The sequence below is a fragment of the Rahnella aquatilis CIP 78.65 = ATCC 33071 genome (assembly GCF_000241955.1).
Lineage (GTDB): Bacteria > Pseudomonadota > Gammaproteobacteria > Enterobacterales > Enterobacteriaceae > Rahnella > Rahnella aquatilis.
The window spans coordinates 3,288,011-3,309,985 of sequence record NC_016818.1; the positions used below are offsets into that span (position 1 = coordinate 3,288,011).

Genomic DNA, 21,975 nt, shown 5'->3' on the forward strand with positions numbered 1-21,975 from the left:
CATGACAACAAAAGTGGCGATTGTGGGCAGTGGTATTTCCGGGCTGAGCTGCGCCTGGTTGCTGGCAAAAAGTCAGCCCGACTGCGAGATTACCGTCTTTGAAGCGTCGGCAACCTTAGGCGGGCATACTGCCACGCAGGATGTGATTTCCGACGGAAAAGAATACGCCATCGATACCGGTTTTATTGTCTATAACTCCCGGACATACCCGCATTTTATTGCCCTGCTCAAAGAACTGGGCATTGAAGGCCAGCCGACGGAAATGAGTTTTTCCGTACGCAATCCGGTTAACAAACTCGAATACAACGGCCACTCGCTGAACAGTCTGTTTGCCCAGCGCCGTAATCTGCTCAAACCGCACTTCTGGCGATTTATTCTCGAGATCCTGCGGTTTAACAAGCTGTGCAAAACGCGTTTGCTGAATCCGCACAATGACGAAGATACGCTGGCTGATTTACTCGATCAAAACGGTTTCACGGCGTTTTTCGCCCTGCATTATGTGTTGCCGATGGGAGCGGCTATCTGGTCTTCTTCCCTGAGCGATATGGCGAATTTCCCGCTGTCGATGTTCCTGCGCTTTTTTGATAATCACGGACTGCTGGACGTCAGCAACCGCCCGCAATGGATGGTGGTACCCGGCGGTTCACGGGAATATATCCGCCGGATGCAGGAAAAACTTCCGGCCAGCGTCAGGCTGCTCACCCGTGCTCCGGTCAGTAAAGTCGTGCGCACGCCCTGCGGTGTGACGCTGCATTCCCCGCACGGCGAGGCGCATTTTGATCAGATTGTTTTCGCCTGCCACTCCGATCAGGCGCTGGCGATTCTGGGCGACAACGCCAGTGCTGATGAGCAAAGCATTCTCAGCGCCCTGCCTTATCAGAGCAACGACGTTATTTTGCACACTGATACGCACCTCCTGCCACGGGAAAAACGTGCCTGGGCGAGCTGGAATTATCAGTTGCCCAATTCGCTGCATCTGGCCGAACGCGCAGATATGCGCGACAGCAATGCGGCACACCGCCGCGCCAGCGTGACCTATAACATGAATATTTTGCAGGGGCTGAATACGCCGCAAACTTTTTGTGTGTCGCTCAACCCGCTGACGCCGATAGATGAAAGCAAAGTCCTGTTCCGCACCACGTATATGCACCCGGTTCTCAATCTGGCCAGTCACCAGGCGCAGCAGGAGCGCCACCGGATTAACGGCCACAACCGAACCTGGTTCTGTGGTGCGTACTGGTACAACGGCTTTCACGAAGACGGCGTCAACAGTGCCCGCGATGTGGCGGAACAGCTCAGTCTGCAACCGGGCAGTGTACAGCGACAGTATGATCAGGAAAAACGGGAGGCGTCATGAACAGCCAGTTGTATGTCGGCACGGTGTGCCATCGCCGGTTTACGCCGGTTGAACACCGTTTCGACTACGATATTTTCATGCCGCTGATTGACCTCGATGAACTGGATCAGTTACCTGCACAGGGTATTCAGCTCGAGCGGTTTTCCGCCGCCAGTTTTCGTCGCAAAGATTATCTCGGCGGCGGTGATATCAAAACCAAAGCGCAAGCGAGAATTGAAGCGCTGACCGGCGAGCGCCCGGACGGACGGGTGATGTTGTTATGTCAGTTGTGTTATTTCGGCTGTTATTTCAATCCGGTAAACTTTTACTATCTTTATGATAAAAAAGAGATTTTATGCTGGATGCTGGCCGAGGTGCGCAATACGCCCTGGAATGAACGTCATACCTACGCCGTGCTCCCTGACGGTTCACAACCGGTGCCGAAAGCCTTTCATGTGTCGCCCTTTAATCCGATGGATATGGTCTATCACTGGCGGCTGACACCTCCCGGAAAACAGTTACACATCACTATTGAAAATTACCGCAAAGAACGGGAATTCGATGCAGCCCTTTCACTGACGGCCCGTCCGCTGACCCGCGCGGCGTTGCGTCAGCAATTGTGGCGACTGCCTCTCATGACCGCAAAAACCGCGCTGACCATTTACTGGCAGGCGCTGAAACTGTGGCTGAAACGGGCCCCCATTTATTCTCATCCTCCCGTTGATAAGGACTGACCATGAGCCAACCTGAAATGCAGCTCGCCCGTGAAGGGGCGAATAACAGGCGCTGTAGTAAAGCGGCACGCGCGCTCATTCTCGGCGTACTCAAACAGCTTAAAGGGGCCGGTCTGATCCTGCGCGAACGCGGCGAGGAAGAACTCTTCTTCGGCGATCCGAGCGCGATATTGCAGGGGGAAATAGATGTTCTGCATCCGCGAGCTTACCGGCGTGTGCTGCTGGGCGGCAGCGTCGCCGCGGGTGAAAGCTTTATTGATGGTGACTGGACGACGCCTGATCTGACCGTCGTTCTGCAACTGCTGGCCGAGAACCTGAAGCTGGTCGATAAAATCGAGGCTCGCCTGAGCTGGCTCAGCACGCCGGCAAAAAAAATTATTCACTTTTTCCGCCGCAACAGCCCGGCGCAGGCGCGTAAAAATATCTCGGCGCATTACGATCTGGGTAACGATTTCTATCGGGGTTTTCTCGATGAGAAGATGCTTTATTCATCGGCCTGGTATCAGGAACCGCAGATGACACTGGAACAGGCGCAGGAAGCCAAGATGCGCCGTTTGTGTGACCAGCTTGAATTGAAGGCGGGCGACCATCTGCTGGAAATCGGCACCGGCTGGGGTGCGATGGCCGAATTTGCCGCGCGGGAATACGGCTGTCAGGTGACCACCACCACCATTTCCCGTGAGCAATATCACTTTGCCTGTGAGCGGATCGAAAAAGCCGGGCTGACGGACCGCGTGACGGTGCTGTTTGAAGACTACCGTTCGCTGCGGGGGCAGTTCGACAAACTGGTGTCGATAGAGATGATCGAAGCCGTCGGCAAACGCTATCTCTCCACCTTTTTCAGGCACTGCAATGCGCTGCTTAAACCGCAGGGACGCATGGCGATCCAGGCCATCACCATCGCCGACCAGCGTTATGCCGCCTACAGCCGTAATGTCGATTTTATTCAGTGCTACGTTTTTCCCGGCGGTTTTCTGCCCTCAATTACCGCCATGAATGACACGATGACCCGCTGCACCAGTCTGGTGGTGCGTGACCTGTTCGATATCGGTGCCGATTACGCCCGTACTCTTCACGAATGGCGTGAACGGGTTCTGCACTACTGGACTACGCAGACGGAGGGCGTGCATGACGAATATTTCCGCCGCCTGTGGCTGTTTTATCTGTGCTACTGCGAGGCAGGTTTCCGCGCCCGCACCATCAGCACCGTGCAGCTTGTTGCCGAGCGACGCGCATGAAATCCTTGCGCTTCTGGCTGCTGACATTGGGTTTTGATGCCTGGTGGACGCTGGCCGTCTGGGGGCGCAAACGTTTTATCCTCTTCCTGCTGGTAAGCAGTTTTCTGATGCTGGCGTTTACGCCAGCAAAACGCCGGTTATGGGTCGCCACGGCCTGCACGCTGGGTATCATGATGGATTCGCTGTGGTGCATTCTGGGTCTGTTTGAATTTACCGGTGCTTCCGCCGTACCGCCGTGGATGATGGCGTTATGGCTGGGTTTCAGCGCCTGGTGGCTGTGGTTACTCAGCTATTTACGGCTGACGTGGTACTGGCTGGTGCCTGTCGGCGCGGTCAGCGGCCCGCTGGCTTATTACCTCGGCATGCAACTGGGTGCCATGCAACTTCTCGCCGCACCGGTATATGTCTGGCTCTTACTGGCGGCTGGCTGGGCGGTATTCTTACCGCTGGTAAGCCTGCCGGTTTTGATCAGCAACGACACAGGGCGGAAAACCCGATGATGCGCACATTTCTGACAGCACTTTCGCTGATGATTTCCTTCTCTGCCTTTGCCGCCACGCCGTGGGGCCCCTGGCAACAGGTCGGGCGCGCTACGCTGAGCTGGGGACCCTTTGAGGTTTATCACTCGCAACTGCTGACACCGGACGGTCAATATCACCCCGGAAAATGGCCGCAGGCGCTGGTGATTGACTATCTGCGCAGCATTGACCATCAGGAGCTGACCAAAGCCACCGAAGAACAGTGGCAGGCGCTGGGATTACTGACGCAGGCACAGAAAAATGGCTGGCTGGACGCGGTGCAAAACACCTGGCCGGATGTCAGCAACGGCAGTGAAATCGTGTTTGTCGCCACGGAAAACGGCGGCCAGTTTTACAGCCAGCCAGCGAACAGCGTGCTGAGTACACCGGTGGGTCAGCCTTTCAGTCCGGCATTCCGTGATGCCTTTCTGGCTATCTGGCTCTCGCCCGCCACACAGTACCCTGATTTACGCAGCAAGCTGACCGGCGCATCCGCGTCCGATTAATGGCATCTTATGGAGGTTTTATGAGTGTTCTGCGCAAGATTTTTGTCACCCTGATCGTCGGCAGTATGCTGTTACTCACCGGCTGCAAAGCCAATATTCAGGATTACGCGCAAGCGCAACCGAAGCTGGATATTTTCACCTGGTTTGCCGGTGACAGTGTGGCCTACGGCATGGTGCAGGATCACAGCGACAAACAGACCCGGCGCTTTACCGTGAAAATCCGCGGTGACGTGGCGGGCGATACGCTGACGCTGCATGAAAATTTTGTTTATGACGACGGTGAGAAACAGACCCGCATCTGGCGAATCCGCAAACTCACGGATGGCAGTTATACCGGTACGGCGGGTGATATTATCGGCACCGCCGCCGGGCAATCCGCAGGCAATGCCTTTAACTGGAAATACGTGATGGATGTGAAATCAGGCGGCAGCACCTACCGCCTGACGTTCGATGACTGGATTTACCAGCAGGACGAACAGCACCTGTTTAACGCCACCTCGCTGAAAAAATTTGGCGTGGAAGTGGCGCGGGTGACGATCTTCTTTGAGAAGAAGTGAGGTAAGCTCGAACCGTTCCCTCCCCTGCGAAGGGGAGAATTAAACCTTCACTTCTTTAATCTCAGTCTTCTTACGCCCGAACACGAATTTCCCCAGTGTCACCAGCAATACCGCGCAGAGAATAACGCCTAACGCCACCCACTCGACCGGGGAAAGGGATTCACCGGCGAAGCCAATGCCCAGCAGAACGGCCACAATCGGGTTCACATAGGCATAACTGGTGGCAACGGCGGGACGGACGGTTTTCAGCAGGAACATGTAGGCGCTGATGGCAATCATCGAGCCAAATACCACCAGATAACCGAGCGCCAGAAAGCCGCTCAGCGGCGGGACTGCCGTCAGGTGTTCGCCGCTGAACCGGCTGGCCACCAGCAGTACCAGGCCCGCGATAATCATTTCCGCCGCGCCTGCCATTAAGCCTTTGGGCAGCGGCAGACGCGAACTCCACACCGAACCAAACGCCCAGCTCAGCGAGGCGAGCAGGATCAGCGCCGCGCCCCACGGGTTGCCTTGCAGATTGCTGCCGGTATTAAGCAGCACAATCCCGAACAGGCCGATGGCAACACCGGTCCATTCCAGACGGCTGTTAGGCATACCCCACAGGCGGCTGAAGCACAGGGTAAACAGCGGCACGGTCGCGACCATTACCGCTGCAATGCCTGACGGCACCTGCATGTGTTCGGCCACCGTCACCAGCCCGTTACCCACCGAGAGCAGCAAAATGCCCACCGCACCGGCGGCCATCCACTGTTTAAGGGTCGGAACGTGATGGCCACGCAACAGCAGAAATGTAAACAGAATGCATCCGGCGACAAAGAAACGCAGTCCGGCCATCATCAGCGGTGGCCAGCTTTCCACCCCCACGCGGATCACGAAATAGGTAGAACCCCAGATGAAATATAGTGCAAACAGTCCAGCGATTAATGGCAGCAGAGAACGGGTGGCGGAACCAGTCATAGGAATAACTTATTAGCGTGATAACGAAGGCAGACAGTTAACGCTATTGGCCTGATTACCGGCAAGTAAATCTGTGCTATCACATCAAAATGTTGCTAAAAGGTTTCTGTATATGACAAAAAATGCGCTGGCATCAGGGTTAAAAGTAATCACAGCATGAATAGTCTGTTGCAGGGGTGCGGAAACGATTTATAATTCGCCGTTCAAAATTCTGAGGTATTGCACATGAACTCGCTTGGCAAAAAATTATTTATCGCGCTGTTTGGTCTGATGGCCATTGGTGCAATTGGTGGCGTGATGGTTGCCGGTTATGCGGTGGTGATTCAGGACGACGCTAAACCGGTCAGCGACAGCGACGCCCCTTCTGTGGTGCCTGCGCCAGCGGCGGCGTCAGCGCACTGATTCGTCTGCTGACCGCTGCTGCCAGCGTTGTAACCAGTGGCTCCAGCGTTCAAACACCATATCCACACAAATCGCCAGCAGCGCGACAATCACCGCACCCTGCAATACATAGGCGGTATTAAAGCCGCTCAGGCCGATGATAATCGGCGATCCCAGGCTTAATGTACCGACCGACGAGGCGATCGCCGCCGTCCCGATATTAATAATCACTGACGTGCGGATCCCTGAAATAATCACCGGCGCGGCCAGCGGGATTTCCACTTTTCTCAGCATCTGCCCGCGGCTCATGCCCACACCCTGCGCAATCTCGCGCGCCGACGCCGGGACCGATTCAATACCGGCAATCGTCCCCTGTAAAACCGGCAACAGCCCGTAAAGTACCAGTGCGATAATCGCCGGTTTTTCGCTAAACCCCATCACCGGCACCGCCACAGCCAGCACCGCGACCGGCGGAAAAGTCTGCCCCATCGCCACCAGCGTTTCCACCAGAGAGCGGAATTCCTTGCCTGCCGGACGCGTCACCCCGACGCCCGCCGCCACGCCAATAACCACCGCGATCAGACTGGAAATACTGACCAGCAACAGATGCGCCTGCACCAGCGCGGCGAAACTCTCCTGCTGATACACCGGCCTGCTGAGCGCCGGAAACATCCAGTGGAACAGACCGCCGAGCGAGGTCATGCCGAAAATCAGCGCCAGTAACAGCGCGAAAAGCCAGAGTAAAGGATCGGTGATAATCCGCACGACAACCCGTTTCATGCGCCGCTCCTTTGTACCGTCAGATCCGCAAAATGCAGCACGCCCAGCCGCTGCCCCTGTTCATCCACCACCGGCAACTGCTGAACCTGCTGCGCGACAAATGTTGATAATGCCTGACTCAGGCTCATGGTGTCAGTCAGCGGTGGCTGGCTGCCGGAATACGACTCGCCGCGCCGCGTCAGCGAACCGACTTCGCACAGCGATAACAAGCGGATCCCCATGTCGCTGCCACCGAAGAAATCACGCACAAACGGCGTCGCCGGTTGCGTCAGCAATTCCAGCGGCGTGCCCTGCTGCACTACCTGCCCGTCATTGAGCAGTACAATGCGGTCGCCCAGCGCCAGCGCTTCGTCGATGTCGTGTGTCACCAGCACAATCGTGCGGTGAGTGATTTTATGAATGCGCGCCACTTCTTCCTGCAACGTGGCGCGGGTCACCGGATCCAGCGCGCCGAAGGGTTCGTCCATCAGCAATACTTCCGGGTCTGAAGCCAGCGCTCGCGCCACCCCGACGCGTTGCTGTTGCCCGCCGGAAAGCTGATGCGGATACCGCTGACGAAACTGTTTCGGATCGAGATTGAGCAATTCGAGCAGTTCGGTCACGCGGTCACGTATTTTCGCTTTCGGCCATTTCAGTAATTGCGGCACGGTGGCGATGTTCTCTTCCACCGTCCAGTGTGGAAACAGGCCGATTGACTGGATCGCGTACCCCATCCGGCGGCGCAGATCCTGCGCCCGGAATTTTTCTATCGGTTCACCGGCGAATAAAATCTCTCCGCGATCGTGCTCCACCAGCCGGTTGATCATTTTGAGCGTGGTGGATTTCCCTGAACCGGAAGTGCCGATCAGCACCGTGAATTCGCCTTTGGCCATTTCCAGCGTGAGATCGCGCACGACCGCTTTTCCGGCAAAGTGTTTGCTTACCTGCTTGAAATGAATCATCTGCGTGTGGTTTCCAGAATTGATACTGCGAATTTAAAGACGCTGTCGACGACGACCGCCATCAGCACCGCCGGGATCACCCCGAGCAGCACCAGATCCAGCGCACTGCTCAGCAAGCCCTGGAACATGATAGCCCCCAGCCCGCCCGCACCAATCAGTGCCGCAACCATCGCCATACCGACGGTTTGCACTGCCACAATGCGAATGCCGGTGAGGATAACCGGCAAGGCGATCGGCATCTGCACCCGGAAAAATACCTGCGCACGGTTCATACCCATACCACGGGCGGACTCAGTCACGGCTTCCGGCACTGACTCCAGCCCGGCAATCACGCCGCGCACCAGCGGCAGCAGCGAATACAGCACCAGCGCGATAATCGCCGGTGCCAGCCCGATGCCGCTGATACCGTGCTCCGCCAGCCACGGCAGCGCTTTTGCCAGCCCGGCCAGCGGCGCGAGCAGCAGGCCAAACAATGCAATCGACGGCACCGTCTGAATGATGTTCAGTACCGACAATACCGGCCCGCGCCATCGGGGTTTGCGGTGACACAGCAAACCGGCAGGCAGCCCGATCAGCACCGCAGGCACCAGCGTGCCGAACAGAATGCCGAGATGCTGCCATACCGCATCGTTAAACACGTCCGAACGGTTGTCGTATTCCTTGAGCAGCGACAACTGGGCAAGCTGACCGTAAGCCAGCAGCAGAACCACCGGCACGATCATCTGCACATTAAGCAAAATGCGCAGGCTGTGATTGCGGGTAAAACGGGAAATGGCATCGGAGGCGATCAGCAGACAAAGTGCCGCCCCCGCCCAGAAACCGCCGCCAAGCGAAGTGCGCGCGATACTGTCTTCATCGCCACCGGCAAGCTGTACGGCGCTGTGACCGGCCAGCCAGACCAGGGAAGTCAGCAGGATCTCAGCCAGCAACATCACCACTAAATGATTGCGGCCATAAAGCGTCAGAAAGGCGCAGATCAGCAGCAAAACGGCAGGCAACAGGAGTAAAGCAGAATAACCATGCAGCAGGCTTGCCAGCGAAATGCCTTTGCCGGACACCAGCCGGTTGGGGGCATGGCTGACGAAAGCCAGACCGAAACCGGCCAGCAACAGCAGCAAAACCAGCGTCAGCAGGACGCGGTTTTTGACGGGGGAGTGAGAAGTCAAAGCATTACCTGATATCAGAGAGCACGATCCGAAGATCGTGCTCCGGGCGTCACTGCCCGGTTATTTTTTAACGAAGCCCTTTTCCTGCAAATACTTCGCCGCAACCTTTTTCGCATCCTGACCATCAACCGCGATTTTCGCATTCAGGCCCTGCAACGTTTTGGTATCGAGCGACGCAAACACCGGCCTGAGCAACTCAGGAATGTTCGGATGTGCTTTCAGCGCCGCCTCACGGATGATCGGGGCCGGTGCGTAAATCGGCTGCACACCTTTCGGATCTTCCAGCGTTTGCAGGCCGAGCGCCGCCACCGGACCGTCCGTGCCGTAGGCCATCGCCGCATTCACCCCGGAGGTCTGCTCGGCGGCGGCTTTGATGGTCACCGCCGTATCGCCGCCCGCCAGAGACAACAGTTGGGCCTGATTAAGCTTGAAGCCGTAGGCATTCTCAAACGCCGGTAAGGCATCCGGACGCTCGATAAACTCGGCTGACGCCGCCAGTTTGAAATCGCCGCCGCTGCTGATGTATTTGCCCAAATCACCCAGCGATTTCAGGTTGTGTGCACTCGCCACATCCTGACGCACCGCGATAGTCCAGGTGTTATTCGCCGGAGACGGGCTCAGCCAGACAATTTTGTTCTGGTCATAATCCAGCTTTTTGACTTTATCAAAACCGGCCTGCGCATTTTTCCACGCCGGATCTTTATCATCCGAGAAGAAGAAGGCGCCGTTACCGGTGTATTCAGGATAGATATCGATTTCGCCCGCGGTGATCGCACCGCGCACCACTTTCGTCGTCCCCAGCTGTAATTTATTGGTGGTGTGAATACCATTGGCTTCCAGCACCTGAATAATGATGTTACCGAGCAGCGAACCTTCGGTATCAATTTTGGAGCCGACACGCACGGCGTCATCCGCCGCCTGTGCGCTGAAACTTAACGCCGACACCAGCGCCAGCGCTGCCACGGAAAATCCCCGTACTCGCCCGGTTGTTACATTCATGTTCTATCCTCTTATCGGGTTATATTGATTTTTGTCGCCCGGCGACTGCTCTGTCTTTCTGCTTTCATCTGTATAAACAAGCTGCTAACAAGAATAGTCCAATTTCGCGCAGGGGAATGGATGGTGAGCTATAAAAGCAGGCGGCGGTATCGCTGTAAAATACGTAAATGTTCGAAGCTTATCCGCCGCATCACTTAGGCAACCCTCTTCCGTTTTCCCTGCAGACAGGAGAACCCGATGTCAGTGCAACATCCACGCAGAACACATCCCCGCGTGATCAGCGCGGCCATCGCTGACGGTGATCATCGCCTGAAATTCGAAAAGATCCGCCTTGGCGCACCGCGTCGTAATGAGGTGGGCGTACACATTGTCGCCTGCGGGATCTGTCATACCGATCTGAGTTTTATCTCACCGGCCACGGTCTTAGGCCACGAAGGCGCAGGGATTGTCGATCAGGTCGGCAGCGCGGTAAAAAGCGTAAAACCGGGCGATCATGTGGTGCTGTCGTTTCAGTCCTGCGGCCAGTGCGACGCCTGTGAAAATAACCGGCCTGCGGACTGTGAACATTTTTCCACGCTGAATTTCGGATTCTCGCGCCTCGACGGCAGCAGCGCCTATCCGCCGGGCATCAGCGGCCATTTCTTTGGACAGTCGTCGTTTGCCAGCTACGCGCTGGTGACGGAACGGAATCTGGTGAAAGTGGATAAATCCCTGCCGCTGGCTACCCTCGCCCCGCTCGGTTGCGGCCTGCAAACCGGTGCGGGAACGGTGATGAACACGCTGAGGGTAAAAAAAGGCGACCGTCTGCTGGTCACCGGCACCGGCGCGGTGGGGATGGCGGCGGTGATGGCGGCGAAAATGGCCGGAGCAAAAGAGATTATCGCGCTGGATCAGTATCAGCACCGGCGGGATCTGGCGCTGGAACTGGGCGCGACAGATGTCATGAAAACTGGCAAAGAGCGCAGTCTGCAAGGTACGCTGGATTACGTCATCGACACGGCGGGGGTTTCATCGCTGGATACACTGGGGCAGAACGCCCTTAAAGACGGCGGAGTGATGGTGCGCCTGACCGGCGCCGGTGGCGCGACGCTTTCCCGCAGGCGGAAAATTATCAGCGTGATCCAGGGCGATTCGGTGGCACAGGAATTCATCCCGAAAATGATTACGCTGTGGCAGGCAGGTAAATTTCCTTTTGACCGGTTACTGCATTTTTATGACTTTGAGGCGATTAATCAGGCCATTGAAGATACCGGCAGCGGCAAGGTGATCAAGGCCGTTTTACGCTGGCAGGAATACGCTTAGATCCCTTTGTTTTAACATATAGCCATTTGTTTTCACGCAATGTCTCATCAGGACTTGTGAGCGGCATCACCTCGCCTCTATGCTGGCTTTTTTGTCAAAAAGCGTAAATACAACAATGTCTGACTCAATTGCGGCCTCTCAGACCGCCTCTTCAGGGGATTACAGCGCGGCCAGCACGGCGCCTGACCAGCCGGTGGTGATTCGTTCCGCTGCCGATATTACTCAGTTAGTGAACCGCGGCGCGGCGAAAATCAGCGACGCGCGCATCGTGATTGCCATCGCACTGGGCGGCGTTTTCCTCGACGCCTACGACCTCGGTGCGCTGGCCTTCGGGATGAAAGATATCACCCGCCAGTTCGGCCTGACGCCTTCCGGCGCGGGTTTTGTGGCCTCGGCGATCACCTTCGGGGCGATTGTCGGCGCACTCTTCGGCGGTTATCTGACCGACAAAATCGGCCGTTACCGCGTCTTTATGGCTGATATGTTCTTCTTTGTGATTGCCGCGCTGGCCTGCGCCTTTGCACCGAATGAATGGGTGCTCGGCGGGTCGCGCTTCGTGATGGGATTAGGCGTCGGCATCGATTTACCGGTGGCGATGGCGTTTCTGGCAGAGTTTTCAAAACTTCAGGGTCGCGGTAATAAAGCCTCGCGCGTGGCGATGTGGTGTCCGACGTGGTACGCGGCGATCAGCGTCTCCTATCTGCTAGTTCTGCTGCTTTACGCGGTACTGCCTGCCACGCATACCGACTGGTTGTGGCGTCTGATCCTCGGTTTCGGCGCGGTCCCGGCGATTCTGATTATCGCAATCCGTCACCGTTATATGAATGAATCACCGGTCTGGGCGGCCAATCAGGGCGACCTGCAAAGTGCCGCGGCGATCCTGCGAAAGTCTTACAACATCAATGCAGTCGTGGCTGAAGATGCGGACAAAACACCGCAGGTGAAAGTACGCAAAGCCGCATGGCGTAACTACGGCACCCTGTTGCAGGGGATTTATCTTCGCCGCACGGTACTGGCGACCGTGACAGCCGTGGCGTCGTCCTTTGCCTATAACGCCGTGGCGTTCGGGCTTCCGGTTATCTTATCCAGCTTCCTGCAACAATCGATGATCAGCACCATTCTGTTCTCCCTCGGCCTGAACCTGTGCTTCGCCTTCGTCGGTGGCCTGATCGCAGTGAGATATGTCTCGAAATTTGGTGCATGGAAAATGACCTATGCCGGTTACGCCTGCCAGTTAATCGCGATGATCGGCCTGGCTGTGGTCGGCCGCCCGGCAGACGGCGGTGAAGCCGCAATTTCCATCGCCATGCTGGCATTATTCCTGTTCGGTCAGGGCTTTGGTCCGGGATCGCACACCATGACATTTGCCTCACTGAGCTACCCGACATCACTGCGCGGCATGGGTGTCGGCTTCAACCAGACGCTGATGCGCGGCAGTTCGACGGTCTCGCTGTTCCTTTTCCCGGTACTTTCCGCCGCACTCGGCACCGGCGTGTTCTGGGTGATCGCGCTAGCGCCACTGGCAGGCTTAATCGTGCTGACAGCGGTACGGTGGGAACCGTCGGGATATGATGTGGATGCTGAAGATTTTCAGCAGGAAATTAAACCGGTTTAGGTTTTTACCTTGCTCCTCCCCCTGCGAAGGGGGAGGCTGGGAGGGGGTTTTAAAGACAACACAATAGGCACTGCACTCTTCAACTCTTTGATTCTTCTTTAATACCCCACCCCAACCCTCCCCTTCGCAGGGGAGGGAGCAGATCGGTATTCTTACTCATCTCTGTTAGAAAACTGAGAGAGTGACATCAAACCACCGCACTTCTCGGCGCAAACACAAACCCGATGTCGTTCTCGATCATCGCGGCCACCAGTTCAAACCCGCCATTCGGTCTGGTCTGCGCAAATTCCAGTTCGCTGGTAAACACCGGGCTGACCCAAAACTGATTCACCGGATCCCCGTAAATTTTCGGCAAACGCATTTTGTCTGCCGGACCGCACAGCGCGGAGGAAATGACATGCCCTTCAAAGCCGAGCGGTGCCATCGGCGACATCAGCGTGTGGCCTTCCCCCAGCCAGCTGAGCGTCGTCCAGGGGATCTGTGCATAACCGGATAACGCGCTGGCCATCTGCACGGCATTTTCTTCTGTCACATATTCTTTGCCGACCGAAAAAGCCAGCTCGATGCGACGGTGTTTTTCAGCTTCATCATTAAAAATGATATCGACTTGCGGCATCGGACGGATGCTCATACCGACGGTGAAGAAGTAATAGTTTTCTTCGTCTTCATGCTGGGAAATCGCCATCGGCGGCCAGTTGCCCTGATTGATCAGATAATATTTCAGTGAGGGGCCAAAGCGGTCTTCGTAGGATTCCAGCAGCTTGCGCTGGATTTTCGGCCACGGATTGCTGAATTCATTTTGCCAGTCGCGCCAGAACAGACGGGTCTTTTCCGCCAGCTCACATTGCATATTGGTCGAGGCAGAACCGAGCGGGAAGGTCAGCGGATTTTGTTTGATGCAACCGGCGGAATAACACACCGAATGGTCGATATACAAACTCCAGCCGGGGATCACCGCCAGCAACAATCCCTGATACCACAACGCCGCGCCGTCATCGCTTTCATTCCACAGGATCTGGATTTGTGCAGGGTCCAGCGGCGCTTCGCCTTCGAGATTGCGACAGTATTGCGCCGCCAGCATCGGGGCAATACCCTGCTCCATTGCCTCTGTGTCATCGTTCGCTGGTGCAGGTACCAGATTGCGTACCCAGCAGGCGCGCATTTTCGGGAAGCGGTCACGCAAATCTTCGCGGGCGAAAATATAGAAATACACCACGCGGTTGTCCTGCTCGACCAGCGCGGTCAGGGTTTGTTTGTCGTTACTGACTTCAGCAACAATGTCGGACTGGCGCATATGACCTCAACAATATTAGGAAGCTTATTATTCCCTGTGATGGTCAGTGTAAAACGGATAAGCCAGCCATATAACGGGCAATATTCCCAAAAATCCCCGATAAATCATTAAAACAGGCGCTTTTTGTTAAAATATCGACATCAGCGACAATACTTACGGAACAGTTGCGCCAGACAAGCCGCACACTGAGAGAATCGGTTTAGCGCCGCCCGGGCCGGGCATGTATCCGCATCTTTAACGATCAGCGAAGACGCCCCATCCGCCGCATGGCCCGGTGCCATGAGCCGTTTCTCACCGCCCAGCGCAGCACGCCTGCAATGCGGCGGGTACCGAAACGCACAATTTTACGTTTAGACGGAGAAAGGGAAATCCCCAGTTGCGTCGCCGCCCACTCAGGCAATAACTCAATGCCCGCCTGAATCATCAGGCTGCCCACCGGCTTCGCCAGACGGCTCGGTGCGGGCGCATTCTGCAATAATCTCACCACTTCCAGTGTCCGTTCATCACAGCGCAACTGCGGGCGCATCGCCTGCAGATAGTCTTCTACTGCATCGACACTTTCAGGCACATTGACCGCACCGAGGCTTTTCGCCACACGGGAAAATTCCTGATAATAAAGGTTCTGCCCGGCAAGACTGAGCAAAGGATTGCGATAACGCAGATGTGATTGCAGGAAACTGTAGGCTTCCGCCACGTGCACCCAGACCAGTAAATCCGGGTCATTGGCCGCATAAGGCGTGCCGTAAGCATCGGTACCGGTGACCCGCAAATGAATGGATTTTACTTTTTCGATTAACGCGTTGGCATCATTCACAGGCGCAAAAGTCGTCCCGGAAATGAACTGGCTGGTGCGACGAAGCCGCCCGAGCATATCTTCACGAAATGAGGAATGATCCCAGACACCGGCGAGCGCCAGCGGATGAAGCATTTGCAGCAGCAAGGCACTGACCCCGCCACAAAGCATAGATGAGAAGTCTCCGTGAATTCGCCAGGTGATGCTTTGCGGGCCAAACAGCCCCGGGTCACCCGGCGGATTCTCAAAGTCTATACCGCCTAACGCCAGGCCCGAAATACTCAGCACCTGACGTTCTATTCTCTTTCTTAACAATTATCGTAACTCAGTGATTATTGTACGGCTTTGCTGACTACCGTCGCTTTGGTCAGATCGGGCCACAGGTTCATGACCACGTCAATCAGCCGGTTCAGTTCATCAGCACTTGCGCCGTCACGGGCCTGTACGGAAAAGCCCTGAATGGTGCAGGCGAGGTATTTCGCCAGCAGCGCGCTGTCGGTTATCGCAGTCAAATCGCCGCTCTGTTTTTTCTTCTCGAAATATTCAAACAGAGTGCGTTCCTGCGAAAGGTGGCGCGCACGCAGCATTTCGGCAATATCCGCAGAAGATGAAGACATCCCGGATGATGCGCTGATCATAAAGCAGCCACTTGGCGTGTCGCAGTCGGTAAACAGCTCAACGATGGCACGCAAATAGCGCCCGACCGTATCTTCAACGGACAAATCTGTTCTGCTCAGTAAACATGAGCTCTTTTCGTAAAAGTTTTTCAGATAATGTTCAACGGCTGCGCGGAAAAGCCCTTCTTTGTTACCAAATTCAGCATACAAAGTTGGCGCTTTTGCACCGGTTGCTTCGACCAAATCGGCTAATGAAGTGGCCTCGTAACCATGGCGCCAGAATAAATTCAAGGCCTTGCTCAGAGCAGTTCCACGATCGAACTGTTTTGGGCGACCGCGACTTTTCCGGACCAAAGCCGTCTGTTCAGTGCTCATACACCCTCCTTCCATCACCATTGTGATTATGGTTATTAAATTTTTTTAGAAATAACTTAACGATCATTATTAAAAATAGTTGCGCACAAGTCCAGCGGAGTTTATCATTTAATTATCGAGCGATAAGAAAATCACTCAAACCCGTAAAGCTGCACAACGAAAACGCTTTTATAAGTCTTTTTATCAGCAACACATTCAGGACGTAACATCATGAGTAACTTTAAAATCCTTCTTGCAGTTCTGGCATTAACCGCTGTACCGGTTGCCAATGTTGCCGCACAGCAGGTTATCATGATGCCTTTACAGAGTCCGGAAGTGAGGATGGTCAATGTGACCGGTGACAGTAACTTCTGTAACCCGGCCACCTGTACGAACAAAAAAATCGAACAGGGCCGTATTCCTACTTCTCCCACTCAGCCACCTGCACCAACGACCACCGGTCATCAGCCCGCGTCTATTTACTACTAACGAACGCGGTAACTGACGACAAACCGTCAGGGCAGGAATAACGATAAGGCGGCTCAGGTCGCCTTATCTTTTTCTTAACTGCCCCCTGTTTTATCACCCTCTCCGGCCAGAACCAACCATTAACTTAGCGATCATTAAAGATTCATTCAGCAAAAATATGCATAAAGGTTTTTCAATTAATCGCGCAAATCATTTCAAAAACATTAAGTTAACAAAAGTAAAACAAGAGCCGCATTTAACGTGAGCTTCATCACAGCACGATTAGTTAACGATCATTAAAAAAAACATCTTGCACAAACTCTCAACACTCCCTATCATTTACTTATCGAACGTTAACTAATAACTAACGTTGACCCGAAACGGGGGTTCCTGAAAAAAGGTACCCCGAAGAAAAAATTGACGAACAGGAATTAACATCATGAAAACAATCGCAATGACAATAGCAGCACTGACACTTGCTACCGCTTCTTTCTCTACCCTGGCAGCGACTGAAGTTCAGTCCGCACCCGCGGGTGAACAAACCATCGGTACTGTCAGCGCCTCTTCAAACGGTGACCTGAGCACACTGCAGTCAAAACTGAATGCAAAAGCCACGGAAGCCGGTGCAAGTTCATACCGCATCATCGGTGCTTCAGGTGAAAACCATCTGTACGGTACTGCTGAGTTGTATAAATAAGCCCGGAAGATTCCGTTAGCAGATTGTTCCGCACAATAAGTTAACGATTAATAAATAAATGAGTTGCACAGAATGTGATCCAGGTCTAACATTTACTTATCAACTGTTAAGAAATAACAGTCGGACCTGACAATCACCTGCTGATAAACAAATAAACAGGAAGACCATCATGAAAAATATCACTATGACTTTAGCGGCAATCGCCCTTGCTACCGCTTCTTTCTCAACTCTGGCAGCGACTGAAGTTCAGTCTGCACCAGAAGGTCAACAGGCAATTGGTGTGGTAAGTGCTTCTTCAGGCAATGATTTATCAAGCCTGCAGAACAAACTGAATGCCAAAGCTAACGAAGCCGGTGCAAGCTCATACCGCATCATCGGTGCGTCAGGTGAAAACCATCTGTACGGTACTGCTGAGCTGTATAAATAAGCACAAGAATAAGCAATTTAAGGGTACAACAGCATTTAGTTAACGATTAATAAGCTAGATGTTGTATCGGACAGAAGACAGCTTTGCCCATTAAATGAACGTTGATAACAACGCCTGGCAAAGCGTAAAAATACGGAACGAGGAAAATATTATGAAAAACTTAACAATGACTCTTGCTGCAATCGCACTGGCTACCGCGTCATTCTCGACTCTGGCTGCAACAGAAGTTCAGTCAGCACCTGCAGGTCAGCAGGCGATTGGTGTCGTCAGCGCAACATCAGGCAACAGCCTGAGCAGCCTGCAGGACAAACTGAATGCCAAAGCCAGCGAAGCCGGTGCAAGCTCATACCGTATTATCGGTGCGTCAGGTGACAACCACCTGTACGGCACAGCTGAACTGTATAAATAAGCTGAATAAGCCGTAAAGAGCAGTAAGCAGAAGAGGCGGCATTGGCCGCCTTTTTCGTGTCTGCGCTGCTGAAAAGTTTCTCGCAAAGCCCCCCACCCGTCTTACCTTGTGCTACATTTCCTCTTCTGTTTCCTCCAGGTTTTCTTTCCCAATGTAACGAATTCTCATCACTGACAGTTTTTCTTCTCCCTGTTGCCTGCGTGCAATGCGGGGGGTTTCTGTTATTTCTGATGAGAATCTCTTTCATGAATTCGTTATTGATTGCGCTCATACGCGCACTTCGCAGTCATCGCTGGCTGCGGCTGCTGGGTTGTGCCTTTATTCTATCGTCTCTGGGAAATGGCCTGACGCAGGTGGTGGTTTTTGGTCAGTTGCTGCGCTGGAATGCCTCCCCCGCTACACTGACTTTCACCTATATGCTGGCAACATTGCCCGGCTTTCTCGGAAGTCTGTGGGGCGAACATTTGTGCAGGAGAATGTCGCCACTGTGGATTTTGATCCTGACCGAAATACTCGGCATGGTGGCACTGATATTTCCGCTGTATGGTCTGCTGTCACACAATATTTCCGCATTGCTGGCCGTTCAGTCTGCTGAAGCGTTATTCAGCGGGATGAGTTATCCGGCGCTCACCTTGCTATTCAAACGCGGGCTAAGCGCTGAGGAGTTACCGGCGGCGACGGCAATGGAAACGCTGATCTTCGCCTCGCAGGTTTTGCTTGGCACCGGCGCGGGGGTTTTGCTGTTTAATGTTGTTTCGCCACTGAGTATGCTGCTGCTCGATGCCTTGAGTTTTTCCGCATCTGCCGTTTTGCTTCTGACCACCCGGAAAATATTTCAGGCCAGATACGCCGAAACTCCACCCGCTGACGCCCCCATCCCCGCGCCACTGCGCTGGAAAAATTACTCACCGCTGCAAAAACGAAGTATCTTGCTGTTACCGGCGCTCGCCGCTGTCGGGTCACCCGCTATGGCATTATTGCCCGCACTCGCGCAGCAAATCCGCCCTGAAGAAACCACTGGTCTGGCACTCCCGTTGTTGTTTGCCCGTAGCCTCGGGCAACTTTGCGGGCCCTTATTACTCAATGCTGACAAACTCCGGCATTACAGCGCCAGTAACGGACGGTTATTGCTATGCCTGATGTTGTTTCTGGGCGGATATTTCCTGCTTCCACCGTTGTCAGTCTGGCCGGTGGCAAGTCTGGCGCTGATTTTCAGTGCTCATCTGGCCTCGAATATGGTGTTTGCATTAGGAACTTTCGGAGTGCTGCAAAATTTTGCGGGCAGACAGGTCGCCACAGCCAGCGCTTTGGCCTGGCGCGGACAAGTCATGGTGAGTGCTGTCGCCACCGGCACCGCTGGTTTGCTGGCAGAAAGCATCGGCGCAACCGGCGCGCTGTATAGCGTGTCACTTGCCAGTCTGGCTGGCGTTGTTATCTTACTCTGGCGCTACAGGACGTAATCAAAAAACGAAAAAGGCAGGGATTTTCTCCCTGCCTTTTAACACCGTATAAACGCTTTCTTTCGGCACATCTCGCAAGAATTCTCCTTAATTATCTCACCACCTTTTAGCTGCCGTATAAGGACGTTGGCATAAGAGCTATTTAGGTATAAAATTTTATACACAAGGAAAGTGACGGTGATTAAAGATATCGACTGGCGTGGAAGTTCGTTGAAGGACTTACGTGATTTTCCCACAGACGCCAGAAAAAGAGCGGGCTATGAGCTTGAGCAAATTCAGCAAGGGCTTCCCCCAACACAATGGAAATCAGTCAACGACTGGGGTGCTGGCGTGGTTGAAATCAAACTCGATGTACGCGCCGGTACTTTTAGGGTTGTCTATCTCGCTAAATTCGACGAGGCCATTTACATCCTGCACTGCTTTGCGAAAAAGAATCAGCAAACCAGCCCGAAAGATATTTCCATTATAAAAAGCCGCTATGCCCAAATTGTACGGGAGCGCCACAGGAGAGAAAATGAAAAAGGATATTGATGTCGCATCACGACATATCACGCCAGCAGGCGGAAATGTGTTCGCCGATTTGGGATTCAGCGCCGTCGAAGCCCAGGCTTTACATGCAGATTCCCAGAGTAAAATTGCTCATACTCTGGCGCTCAAAGAGCAACTGATGACGGAAATTGGCCTCTGGATCATCCATCAGAATCTGCGGCAGAGCGATGCTGCAAAAGTTTTACAAGTTTCGCGCCCGCGCGTTTCTGACGTCGTAAACAAAAAGACGGATAAATTTACGCTTGATGCCCTGATTCTGATGCTGAGCCTGGCCGGAAAACAGGTGAAGCTGGTGGTTGAATAATCAGCAAGGTAAACAAAAAAGCAGAGATCTCTCCCTGCCTTCTTCGTATTGCCCTAAACCAGCCGGTCAGTTAGCCGAGCTTTTCAACTGATTGTCTTGCTGATGTTGCTCCAGCGCCAGCGCGATCAGTCGGGTGATCAGTTCAGTGTAACTTAGCCCACTGGCTGCCCAGAGTTTCGGATACATACTGATGTTGGTGAAACCTGGCAATGTGTTGATTTCATTGATGACGACATCACCCTGCTCTGTCAGGAAAACGTCCACACGCGCCATGCCACGACATTCCAGCACCTGAAATGCCTGCAACGCAATGACACGGATACGGTCATGGATTTCCTGTGGCAAATCAGCCGGAACAGCCACGGAAGCACCGGATTCGTTGATGTATTTGGTATCGTAGGAATAAAACTCGTCATGCAGGATCACTTCGCCACACACACTGGCCTGCGGGTGATCGTTACCCAATACAGCACATTCAATTTCACGGCCTTTTATGGCTGATTCCACCAGTACTTTGTGGTCGAAGCTGAATGCTTCATCCAGCGCACGCTGATAGCCCGCTTCATCGCTGACTTTACTGACGCCCACCGATGAGCCCTGATTCGCTGGCTTGATAAATAACGGCAGACCGAGTTGTTGCGAAACGCTGGCAAAGGTATTTTTCTGACGGTTCGCACGGGTCAGACAGACAAACGGTGCAACGGCCAGACCGGCATCACGCAGTAAACGCTTGGTGACATCTTTATCCATGCTGACGGCGGAGCCCAGCACGCCGGATCCCACGAAGGCAATATTTGCCATACGCAGTAACCCCTGCAGGGAACCGTCTTCCCCCAGCGTTCCGTGCACAATCGGGAAAACAACATCCACCTGTGACAACGCACTGGCGCTGTGGGTTTCGATTAACTGATTCTCAGTCTGGCCGGGGATCAGTGCAACCTGGTTATTCGAGCGGTTCAGGGCAATCAGCGACGGATTTTCAGCATTGATCAGGTAGTTACTGGCATCATTAATATGCCATTCTCCCTTCTTATCAATGCCCAGCAACGTCACATCAAAGCGTTGTTTATCAATCGCATCCACGATGTTTTTTGCCGACTGCAGGGATACTTCATGCTCTGCCGATTTACCACCGAAAATAATACCAACCCGTAATTTACTCACCTGCAGCTCCTTGTCGCCTGCCTCAGCGGACGGCGAATGTTTCTATAAACAACCACGCTATAAGCCATTACGACTAATCAACAACAAACAGTTTCGCGCCAACCGGTGTGGATGAACGGTGCGCTTCGGCATTGTCCGCCACCTGATAACTCATGCCCGGCGATAAGATAAAAGTCCGTCCGTCTTCAAGACGCGTATGAAGCTCTCCCTCCAGGCAGAACAAAACATGGCCTTTACTGCACCAGTGGTCAGCCTCATAGCCTGCTGAATATTCAACGATCCTCACCCGGATATCGCCAAATTTTTGTGTACGCCACAGCGCCATGCCGGTATCACCCGAATGCTGCGTTGGCGTGACATCACTCCAGTCAGTCGTGCAAAACGGAATCGCATCAAGCTTCATGAGTTT

Annotated in this window: 25 protein-coding genes and 1 pseudogene; 16 read left to right on the top strand and 10 right to left on the bottom strand. The window is 54.0% G+C overall.

Annotation, left to right across the window (positions count from 1 at the left end; genetic code table 11):
• Window position 1: 1 nt before the first annotated feature.
• The 6 genes from RAHAQ2_RS14805 to RAHAQ2_RS14830 are packed head-to-tail and all read left to right on the top strand — an operon-like array spanning window position 2 to window position 4,889.
• Window positions 2-1,357 (top strand): NAD(P)/FAD-dependent oxidoreductase, encoded by a 1,356-nt coding sequence (locus RAHAQ2_RS14805; RefSeq protein WP_015698011.1) that lies wholly within the window; start codon window positions 2-4, stop codon window positions 1,355-1,357.
• Complete coding sequence (locus tag RAHAQ2_RS14810) at window positions 1,354-2,070, top strand: DUF1365 domain-containing protein (protein WP_015698012.1); 717 nt, start codon at window positions 1,354-1,356, stop codon at window positions 2,068-2,070. The genes RAHAQ2_RS14805 and RAHAQ2_RS14810 overlap by 4 nt, the downstream gene beginning before the upstream one ends.
• Window positions 2,071-2,072: 2 nt before the next feature.
• The gene (locus tag RAHAQ2_RS14815; RefSeq protein WP_015698013.1) at window positions 2,073-3,308 is read left to right on the top strand and encodes an SAM-dependent methyltransferase; all 1,236 of its coding nucleotides are present in this window, start codon (window positions 2,073-2,075) and stop codon (window positions 3,306-3,308) included.
• The gene (locus RAHAQ2_RS14820; protein ID WP_015698014.1) at window positions 3,305-3,808 is read left to right on the top strand and encodes a DUF2878 domain-containing protein; all 504 of its coding nucleotides are present in this window, start codon (window positions 3,305-3,307) and stop codon (window positions 3,806-3,808) included. Before RAHAQ2_RS14815 ends, RAHAQ2_RS14820 begins: the two co-directional genes overlap by 4 nt.
• Entirely contained in the window at window positions 3,805-4,332 is a 528-nt protein-coding gene (locus tag RAHAQ2_RS14825; RefSeq protein ID WP_015698015.1) for a hypothetical protein, read from the top strand. Before RAHAQ2_RS14820 ends, RAHAQ2_RS14825 begins: the two co-directional genes overlap by 4 nt.
• A gap of 20 nt (window positions 4,333-4,352) precedes the next feature.
• Entirely contained in the window at window positions 4,353-4,889 is a 537-nt protein-coding gene (locus RAHAQ2_RS14830) for a DUF3833 domain-containing protein (RefSeq protein WP_015698016.1), read from the top strand.
• Between the two features lie 39 nt (window positions 4,890-4,928).
• Here the strand turns inward: RAHAQ2_RS14830 and yedA are convergent, their stop codons facing one another.
• Window positions 4,929-5,846: a drug/metabolite exporter YedA gene (gene yedA, locus RAHAQ2_RS14835; protein WP_015698017.1), complete on the bottom strand. Its 918-nt coding sequence runs from the start codon at window positions 5,844-5,846 to the stop codon at window positions 4,929-4,931.
• Between the two features lie 225 nt (window positions 5,847-6,071).
• Here yedA and RAHAQ2_RS26165 point away from each other — a divergent pair.
• A pseudogene (locus RAHAQ2_RS26165) lies at window positions 6,072-6,173 on the top strand (hypothetical protein); the annotation flags it as partial.
• 63 nt (window positions 6,174-6,236) lie between these two features.
• Here the strand turns inward: RAHAQ2_RS26165 and RAHAQ2_RS14840 are convergent.
• From RAHAQ2_RS14840 to osmF, 4 genes are read right to left on the bottom strand one after another with little or no spacing between them, the layout of a single operon-like run.
• Complete coding sequence (locus tag RAHAQ2_RS14840; RefSeq protein ID WP_015698019.1) at window positions 6,237-7,007, bottom strand: ABC transporter permease; 771 nt, start codon at window positions 7,005-7,007, stop codon at window positions 6,237-6,239.
• A complete protein-coding gene (locus RAHAQ2_RS14845; RefSeq protein WP_015698020.1) occupies window positions 7,004-7,948 on the bottom strand; it encodes an ABC transporter ATP-binding protein in 945 nt (314 codons plus the stop codon). The genes RAHAQ2_RS14840 and RAHAQ2_RS14845 overlap by 4 nt, the downstream gene beginning before the upstream one ends.
• A complete protein-coding gene (locus RAHAQ2_RS14850) occupies window positions 7,945-9,114 on the bottom strand; it encodes an ABC transporter permease (RefSeq protein WP_015698021.1) in 1,170 nt (389 codons plus the stop codon). The genes RAHAQ2_RS14845 and RAHAQ2_RS14850 overlap by 4 nt, the downstream gene beginning before the upstream one ends.
• 60 nt (window positions 9,115-9,174) lie before the next feature.
• Entirely contained in the window at window positions 9,175-10,113 is a 939-nt protein-coding gene (gene osmF / locus RAHAQ2_RS14855; protein WP_015698022.1) for a glycine betaine ABC transporter substrate-binding protein OsmF, read from the bottom strand.
• A gap of 237 nt (window positions 10,114-10,350) precedes the next feature.
• Between osmF and RAHAQ2_RS14860 the strand changes: the two genes are divergently transcribed.
• Both RAHAQ2_RS14860 and RAHAQ2_RS14865 read left to right on the top strand, forming a co-directional pair.
• Window positions 10,351-11,415: an alcohol dehydrogenase catalytic domain-containing protein gene (locus RAHAQ2_RS14860; protein ID WP_015698023.1), complete on the top strand. Its 1,065-nt coding sequence runs from the start codon at window positions 10,351-10,353 to the stop codon at window positions 11,413-11,415.
• A 115-nt stretch (window positions 11,416-11,530) separates the two neighbouring features.
• Window positions 11,531-13,030 (top strand): MFS transporter, encoded by a 1,500-nt coding sequence (locus tag RAHAQ2_RS14865; RefSeq protein ID WP_015698024.1) that lies wholly within the window; start codon window positions 11,531-11,533, stop codon window positions 13,028-13,030.
• Window positions 13,031-13,217: 187 nt separating this feature from the next.
• Here the strand turns inward: RAHAQ2_RS14865 and RAHAQ2_RS14870 are convergent, their stop codons facing one another.
• From RAHAQ2_RS14870 to RAHAQ2_RS14880, 3 genes are all read right to left on the bottom strand, one after another.
• Complete coding sequence (locus RAHAQ2_RS14870) at window positions 13,218-14,324, bottom strand: suppressor of fused domain protein (protein WP_015698025.1); 1,107 nt, start codon at window positions 14,322-14,324, stop codon at window positions 13,218-13,220.
• 241 nt (window positions 14,325-14,565) lie between these two features.
• Window positions 14,566-15,432 carry an oxygenase MpaB family protein gene (locus RAHAQ2_RS14875; protein WP_015698026.1) on the bottom strand — a complete coding sequence of 289 codons (867 nt, stop codon included), beginning with the start codon at window positions 15,430-15,432 and terminating at the stop codon, window positions 14,566-14,568.
• 17 nt (window positions 15,433-15,449) lie between these two features.
• Window positions 15,450-16,109: a TetR/AcrR family transcriptional regulator gene (locus tag RAHAQ2_RS14880; RefSeq protein WP_015698027.1), complete on the bottom strand. Its 660-nt coding sequence runs from the start codon at window positions 16,107-16,109 to the stop codon at window positions 15,450-15,452.
• Between the two features lie 210 nt (window positions 16,110-16,319).
• On the opposite strand from RAHAQ2_RS14880, the gene RAHAQ2_RS14885 reads away from it, so the two are divergent.
• The 7 genes from RAHAQ2_RS14885 (at window position 16,320) to RAHAQ2_RS14915 (ending at window position 20,402) form a co-directional block, all read left to right on the top strand.
• Window positions 16,320-16,577, top strand: a complete 258-nt coding sequence (locus RAHAQ2_RS14885; protein ID WP_015698028.1) for a hypothetical protein — start codon at window positions 16,320-16,322, stop codon at window positions 16,575-16,577.
• Between the two features lie 418 nt (window positions 16,578-16,995).
• Entirely contained in the window at window positions 16,996-17,253 is a 258-nt protein-coding gene (bhsA, locus tag RAHAQ2_RS14890; protein WP_015698029.1) for a multiple stress resistance protein BhsA, read from the top strand.
• Window positions 17,254-17,422: 169 nt separating this feature from the next.
• Window positions 17,423-17,680 carry a multiple stress resistance protein BhsA gene (gene bhsA / locus RAHAQ2_RS14895; protein WP_015698030.1) on the top strand — a complete coding sequence of 86 codons (258 nt, stop codon included), beginning with the start codon at window positions 17,423-17,425 and terminating at the stop codon, window positions 17,678-17,680.
• Between the two features lie 151 nt (window positions 17,681-17,831).
• Window positions 17,832-18,089 (top strand): multiple stress resistance protein BhsA, encoded by a 258-nt coding sequence (bhsA, locus tag RAHAQ2_RS14900; RefSeq protein ID WP_015698031.1) that lies wholly within the window; start codon window positions 17,832-17,834, stop codon window positions 18,087-18,089.
• Window positions 18,090-18,334: 245 nt separating this feature from the next.
• Window positions 18,335-19,549 carry an MFS transporter gene (locus RAHAQ2_RS14905; protein ID WP_037039970.1) on the top strand — a complete coding sequence of 405 codons (1,215 nt, stop codon included), beginning with the start codon at window positions 18,335-18,337 and terminating at the stop codon, window positions 19,547-19,549.
• Window positions 19,550-19,726: 177 nt separating this feature from the next.
• Window positions 19,727-20,080 (top strand): type II toxin-antitoxin system RelE/ParE family toxin, encoded by a 354-nt coding sequence (locus RAHAQ2_RS14910; protein ID WP_015698033.1) that lies wholly within the window; start codon window positions 19,727-19,729, stop codon window positions 20,078-20,080.
• Complete coding sequence (locus tag RAHAQ2_RS14915) at window positions 20,064-20,402, top strand: helix-turn-helix domain-containing protein (RefSeq protein ID WP_015698034.1); 339 nt, start codon at window positions 20,064-20,066, stop codon at window positions 20,400-20,402. The genes RAHAQ2_RS14910 and RAHAQ2_RS14915 overlap by 17 nt, the downstream gene beginning before the upstream one ends.
• A gap of 66 nt (window positions 20,403-20,468) precedes the next feature.
• Here RAHAQ2_RS14915 and ddlA read toward each other — a convergent pair whose 3' ends face one another.
• Both ddlA and RAHAQ2_RS14925 read right to left on the bottom strand, forming a co-directional pair.
• Window positions 20,469-21,566: a D-alanine--D-alanine ligase gene (gene ddlA, locus RAHAQ2_RS14920; RefSeq protein WP_015698035.1), complete on the bottom strand. Its 1,098-nt coding sequence runs from the start codon at window positions 21,564-21,566 to the stop codon at window positions 20,469-20,471.
• 73 nt (window positions 21,567-21,639) lie between these two features.
• On the bottom strand, window positions 21,640-21,969 hold the full coding sequence (locus tag RAHAQ2_RS14925) for a DHCW motif cupin fold protein (protein ID WP_015698036.1): 330 nt from the start codon (window positions 21,967-21,969) through the stop codon (window positions 21,640-21,642).
• Between the last annotated feature and the right edge of the window lie 6 nt (window positions 21,970-21,975).